The sequence below is a fragment of the Paenibacillus sp. EB106-04-04-XG159 genome, assembly GCF_058791835.1.
Window position 1 is genome coordinate 52,423 of record NZ_JBYTDY010000025.1, and the last position, 6,373, is coordinate 58,795.

Annotated in this window: 5 protein-coding genes; 2 read left to right on the forward strand and 3 right to left on the reverse strand. The window is 47.5% G+C overall.

Going from position 1 to position 6,373, the window contains the following annotated elements:
* Positions 1–5 precede the first annotated feature (5 nt).
* From AC3WTP_RS21720 to AC3WTP_RS21730, 3 genes are all read right to left on the reverse strand, one after another.
* Entirely contained in the window at positions 6–896 is an 891-nt protein-coding gene (locus tag AC3WTP_RS21720) for a carbohydrate ABC transporter permease (RefSeq protein WP_492396709.1), read from the reverse strand.
* A gap of 10 nt (positions 897–906) precedes the next feature.
* Complete coding sequence (locus tag AC3WTP_RS21725; protein ID WP_492396719.1) at positions 907–1,830, reverse strand: ABC transporter permease; 924 nt, start codon at positions 1,828–1,830, stop codon at positions 907–909.
* 250 nt (positions 1,831–2,080) lie between these two features.
* Positions 2,081–4,351 carry a helix-turn-helix domain-containing protein gene (locus tag AC3WTP_RS21730; RefSeq protein WP_492396710.1) on the reverse strand — a complete coding sequence of 757 codons (2,271 nt, stop codon included), beginning with the start codon at positions 4,349–4,351 and terminating at the stop codon, positions 2,081–2,083.
* Positions 4,352–4,545: 194 nt separating this feature from the next.
* Here AC3WTP_RS21730 and AC3WTP_RS21735 point away from each other — a divergent pair, with 194 nt between their 5' ends.
* Together AC3WTP_RS21735 and AC3WTP_RS21740 are read left to right on the forward strand one after the other, a co-directional pair.
* Positions 4,546–5,301: a gamma-glutamyl-gamma-aminobutyrate hydrolase family protein gene (locus tag AC3WTP_RS21735; RefSeq protein WP_492396711.1), complete on the forward strand. Its 756-nt coding sequence runs from the start codon at positions 4,546–4,548 to the stop codon at positions 5,299–5,301.
* Positions 5,302–5,480: 179 nt separating this feature from the next.
* Positions 5,481–6,146, forward strand: a complete 666-nt coding sequence (locus AC3WTP_RS21740; RefSeq protein ID WP_492396712.1) for a hypothetical protein — start codon at positions 5,481–5,483, stop codon at positions 6,144–6,146.
* Positions 6,147–6,373: the final 227 nt, after the last annotated feature.

The window sequence follows — 6,373 nt, forward strand, 5'->3', positions numbered from 1 at the left end:
AAATCCTATCCCTTAATAGAACCTATCAGCATACCTTTCACAAAAAATTTCTGTAGAAACGGATACACAACCAGCATAGGAACAACCATAACCATAATTCCAGCAGCACGAATGGATTGGGGAGTAATCTTGCTTAAGTCTTCACTCGTGTTGCCCATGTTCATCTGATTGTTGATCTCATTCAACAATTGCTGATTCTGTATCATGTTCTGAACCAATACCGATAGATTGTGCCTGGTAGAATCGTTAATGTACATCAGCACGTTGAAGAACGAGTTCCAGTGTCCGACTCCATAAAATAGGGAAAGCGCAGCAATAACCGGCATAGACAGCGGTAGAAATATACGGAATAGCAATCCCCACTCCGAGCATCCGTCTATACGAGCGGCTTCTACCAGCTCCTCAGGAATATTCTCAAAGAAAGAGCGCAGTACCAGCAGGTTCCAAGCGCTTACCATTCCAGGAAGCCACAGCGCGCCATAGCTATCGAGCAGTCCCAACGATCGAATGAGCAGGAAGTTTGGAATGAGCCCCGCACTGAACAGCATCGTAAAGACGATCGCCATACTGAAAAAGTTTCGACCATAGAAATATTTTCGTGACAGCGGATAAGCAGCCATAATCGTAAATGTCATGTTGATCATCGTACCTACGATCGTAATCACCACGCTGTTCGTGAAAGCACGCATAATAGGCGTACCATCAAACAGCAAACTATACGAATCGAATGTGAATTCAACAGGCCAGAACGACACGAGCCCCGAAATTACCGAATCATTTGAGCTTAGCGAAACGGATAAGAGATGAATAATCGGTAGCAGACATGATATGGCAAGCAAGGACAGTATTGCATAGTTACACGCGTAAAACCATTTTTCCCCTCTAGTGGCCTTCATCCTTCTCCTCCTACCATATATTTTGCCCGAATCTGCGTGCGATCCGATTCGCAGCAATAACAAATATGAGGCCAATTAGCGATTCAAACAAACCGAGCGCCGCGCCAATGCTGAATTGATTGCCACGCAAGCCTGACTTATAGTTCCAGGTACTAATGACCTCGGAGACATTGGAAACGGCTGAATTCTGCAGGACGTAGACGTGGTCGAAGCCTACCTCCATTAGATTTCCCATGCTCAAAATGAAGACCAGCACGATGGTGGAACGTATACCGGGCAGCGTAATGTGCCACATCTGCCTCCACTTTGAAGCGCCGTCAATACTCGCCGCCTCGTATAGATCAGGACTGATTCCGGATAACGCCGCCAAGTAGATAATGGCCCCCCAGCCTGCGGATTTCCATATTCCTGAGCCAACGTAAATGGACAGCCAGCTCAATTCGTTATAGAGAAATGGGAATTTGGATCCTGTCAGCTTCTCGAGCAGCATATTAATCGTCCCAGCTTGTTGAGCAAACAAGGTGACGACGATGCCCCCAATAATGACCCAGTTCAGAAAGTGGGGCAGATACACCAAGGTCTGGACTGATTTCTTAAACCAGGATTTCCTGACTTCATTAATCAGAATCGCAAGTATGATCGGGAACGGAAAGCCTACAAATATATTCAGTAAGCTAAGCATCAACGTGTTCCGAATCACATTAAGCATCATAGGGTTGTCGAACAGCAGCTTGAAATTGTCCAGCCCAACCCAAGGACTGCCGAGAATACCGTCCCTGAAGCCGTAGTCTTTAAATGCAATGACTAAGCCAAGCATCGGAACATATTTGAAGATTACAAAGTAGAGCACAATGGGCAGGAACAATATGAGCAAAGGGATATTCTGTTGAAACCGCTTTCTTCTTGGAGATAATAATGCCCCGTTAGGATACATGTTGGACACCTGCCCCTTTGCCGCTTCCGCCGTTCGTTGATTCATGCTGTTATCACCCCCTCTCCTCATGCAACATGGTACATCTCAATCTACCTTCTTCTTGATACATCGAACAATATCCACATTTCTTCTTTTCGTATACGAAATTCCATCCACAGCAAAAACACCGCAGCAGGCGGATTGAATCGGCTCAATCACGCTCTAGACGCGGTGTTAGGCTATCCCTTCATATACAACTTTCTAGGTATATTCAATGTTCCACTTGGGAGGCTTGATGCTCACTTCGGAAGTATCCCGGCGTTACACTGGTTATCTTCTTGAACATTCGGATAAATGAGAGCGTGTGGACATATCCGACCTTAGATGCGATGACATGCACGGGAGCATCACTCTCTATAAGCATTTTCTTCGCTTCCTGAACGCGAACCTTTGCGATGAAGTCGGTAAATTTCTCGCCGAACTCTTCTTTGAACAGGCGGCTGAAATATTTCGGATTCAGGCTAAAATGATGGCTGATATGATCCAATGAAAGGTCTGGGTTGCCGTAGTTATGCTCAAGATACACTTTGATCTCTTGAATAAGGCTATGGTTCTGCCGCTGCTTCCTAAGACCCGCCAATCGATCGGACACGTCCAGCAGGATGTCGAAGTATTCGTCCCGAACCTCCTCCAGCAGCTCGAATCTGGCGGTTGCCGCTGCAAGCCCACTCTCTGCATCCGTACGCCACACCTGCTGAAACTCAGCTGGCAGCTCCATCATCTCTTTCTGCAAATGGAACGTTAAGTAGTTCAACAGATTGATTATATCGTCGCGTGTGAATACTCCTTCACGCAAACCGTTGAAGAATTGTTCATATTGTTCCTTCCACTGCTCCTCATTCAACCGAAATGACTGCGACAGCGAGCGGACCGTCTGGAGCAGTCGATATAGTTCTCCTTGCGGTTGAAGCTCGGCATCGGCAGTAGAGATCGTTGTGTCGCTGCCAAGCACCGGCTTGTACTTTAGGGCTTGCTGCGCCTCCTCGTATGAAAGTGAGAGATCGTCAATGCGATCGACGGCGCTTCCGATGCCCAGGGTGACGGTAAAGTTCATGTTCGCCTTCACCCAATCCCGCACTTGATCGCTTATGTCATGGGCAAGCGAGCTCTGATTGATTGTATTAGCCTCATATTGCAGCAGCACGCCCAATCTCCTGTTCGATATCCATTCCGACCATGCTTGTACACCTTCCTGCTCGGCTATTTCATGAATAATGGCCGAGAGCGCATACTTTAACAGATACTGATCATGATGCGAATAGCCGTTTGCGAACAAGGAGTAGCGGTCAATCTCCATCGCAGCCACAACCATGCTTCCTCCTGCTGTCCGCAAGCCGAGCCGCGACATCTCCTGATTCCACTCTTGCTGCCCTACGGGACGCGTCCCCTCCATAATTTCTTTGAAGAAGTGCTTGCGTCGATACGCAAGGTCTTCATTCTGACGCTTCTTATATGAGTCCGATTGCTCAATCAGATCATGGATGGCCGAAGCAATGAGGTTGAATTCATCGATTCTCTTTCCCCGCTTCGATTCTGGTGTACGAACCTGGCTCATATTTAGACTCTGCAGAATAAGTTCAACCGGCTTGTAATTTCGTCTAGAAAGAAAGATGACCGCAGCCGCGCCGAGCAAGATGGTGGCAACCCCCAGCCACACCCATACATTGTAGACAATGGACGCCATGCTGAGAAAATCAACATTGCGATAACCGCTCCTAATTTCCCAATCGATTGTGCTGGATGCAACGTTAGAAATCACCTTATACGTCCCCGTCTCTTCCTCTGCATGAGCAACTCCCGAGAACTGAAGCTTCTTATCCAGAAATGGGCGTCCATCCTGATCATAGAGATCCATAAAGCTGGATGAGTTGTCTGTCATTCCGTCTATCATCTTCTGCAGGGAAGCTGCTTCCAGGTTCACAACGATAATACCTGAGTCGCCTGCAAGAACGGGGTATCTCCTTACTAGCGATACGACAGGCGGGCCATTGTCTTGCCCATTAATGGGGTGGTACTCCCGAATAGAAGTCCATTCGGTCATCTTCTTATCTTGATATGCAGCTAACGCGAATTCCTTATCGCCGAATTGGTCGATGCCTATCATCATTCGGTTCGTCAGCACCATTCCGTCGTAATCACGATAGAAATAGATACTGTCAATCAGGTTATTAGACAGCATGATGCCATTCAGCAAGGAAGACACCTTGGCATTCACAAGCGGGCTTGACGGAATGCTCTCATTAAAAAACGGCCTCAGGTACTCATTGCTGCGCAATTCCTTTAAGACTAATTCATGAATCGATTCTAACTTGTATTCAACAGATTGCATGACCTGACTAGCCGCAGCATGATTGGCTTTGTACGCTTGATTCTTAGCTTGATCGCTAAGAACTAGGAAGAAGATAAAGATCAGAAGTGAATTGATGATTATGAAAATAGGCAGGTAGGAAACGATCAAGCGATTAAGCCAATTCTTCTTCATGGCGCCTCCGGATAGTAACGTTATTCTCGATTCAGTTGATTCATTTGACCCACGCCCAAAATATGGTTTTTTGTTCATTATACACGCTTGTTCGCACTGGTTAAAGATGGAATATCTTGTTATGATGGTCATTGGTAGGATGACGTCCTTCGTGTTAAGTGAATAGCGGAGGAAGAAGAATATATGGAGGAATCATGATGCGACCTTTGATAGGCATAGCTGCTAATTGTTCGGCACGTCCAGATGAAATGAGAGACGAAGGATTGGCTCTCCACGATTCACTCATTCAAGAGCTAGATGATGATTATGTCAAAGCGATTGAGCATGCGGGAGGAACTCCTGTCATTCTGCCTGTGACAGAGCGTCCAGAGTACTTGTATCCGCTGATTGAACGGCTTGACGGCCTGCTGCTCACCGGCGGATCCGATGTTGATCCGAGCTATTATGGCGAGCAGCAGAGTGATAAGCTGGGCGCTGTTAATGCTGCACGCGATGCGCATGAAATCGCGGTAGTCAAGAAGGCGCTGCAGGATTATGATATGCCCATCCTCGCGATCTGCAGAGGCTGCCAGCTGCTGAATGTGGCGGGGGGCGGCAAGCTGTATCAAGACTTGCCGAGCGAGCGCCCCGACAGCGACAAACATGGCTATGCCCATGTTTCTCCTAAGCATGTCGCCGTCCAAACTGTATCCTTGTCGCAAGGCTCGCGACTGATGGACATATACGGCGAAGATGCGATTCCCGTCAACAGCTTTCACCATCAAGCTGTGAAGGAGACGGGTCCAGACTTTAGCGTGAGCGCAGTCGCTCAGGACGGAATAATTGAAGGCATCGAGAAGAAAGGCGATCGTTTCGTCGTAGGCGTCCAATGGCATCCAGAGATGATGCACAGGCACGATGACCGATCTGCCGGACTGTTCCGCGCATTTGTGGATGAGTGCCGAGGGTAGATTGTGGTAAGTGCAGTATTCATAAATGCCATTAAAACATCGAGTGAACTATTTCGGGTATACAATTGGATAGCGTAACTAGAACTTGCGATGATATAATTACTGTAGACGAAGAACGTCCTTATGCCTTTCGGCATTAGGGCGTTTTTTTTGTTTTTAATGAGAAGGAGGGAGTAGGATTGAACTTTGAGCAAGCTCATCAAGTGTTTCTTGAGCGCCATCTGGCCTCTCGGAGTCGCGAAAGGAAGGGTCGGCTGCTGAGGGGGCATCAATATGCCGAAAAGCTGCTGCTTCAGAATGTATGGTGGCCGTTATTCGGCAACTTGGATCATCTCCACCCGGAGTATGAGGTATACGACTGGAATCGCAAATCACAATTTCTAGACTTCGCCTTTCTTCCGTCGTTTGGCCGATTCGGCATCGAATGCGACGGGTTCCAGAGTCACGTTAAGGACATGGATCGCGAGGCATTCAGCTATGCCTTGAACCGTGATACCTTCCTTACAGGAATGGGATGGAAGATGATTCACTTTTCCTTTGACGACGTGAAGCACCGGCCCGAAGTATGCCGCATGCTGTTGCAGCTCAATATAAGTCCCTATCTGATTCGAAACCAGGCGACATCCACCGTCTCATCTGCAGAGCAGGATGTGTTGCGATTAGCCTGGCATTTAGGCAGACCCATTCGCCCCAAGGACGTCATCGACCATTATAAAGCCAATTACCGCACAGCTCGCAAATGGCTTCAGGGTATGGGCGAGAAAGGGCTGCTGCGCCCGGTAGATCAAGGTAAATACACTTGTTACTATGAGATGAAAGAGGGTATTGCGGAGCTGCTGCTGTAAACCGACCGCCGGAACATGGCCCAAATGTTGTACTTTATACAACAATCGGCAAGCAAATCACTCATTTTGCTCAAATTGTTGTACATCATACAACATTTCACCTCAAATCGAGTCATTTTGCTAGGTTTACAGCTAGATTGTTGCACTTTGCTCTTAGGCCCCCTAATTAAACTGGAGTCTTCCTATACAGTGTTTTAAACTGTAGATAAGGGAGATGATTCGGTATG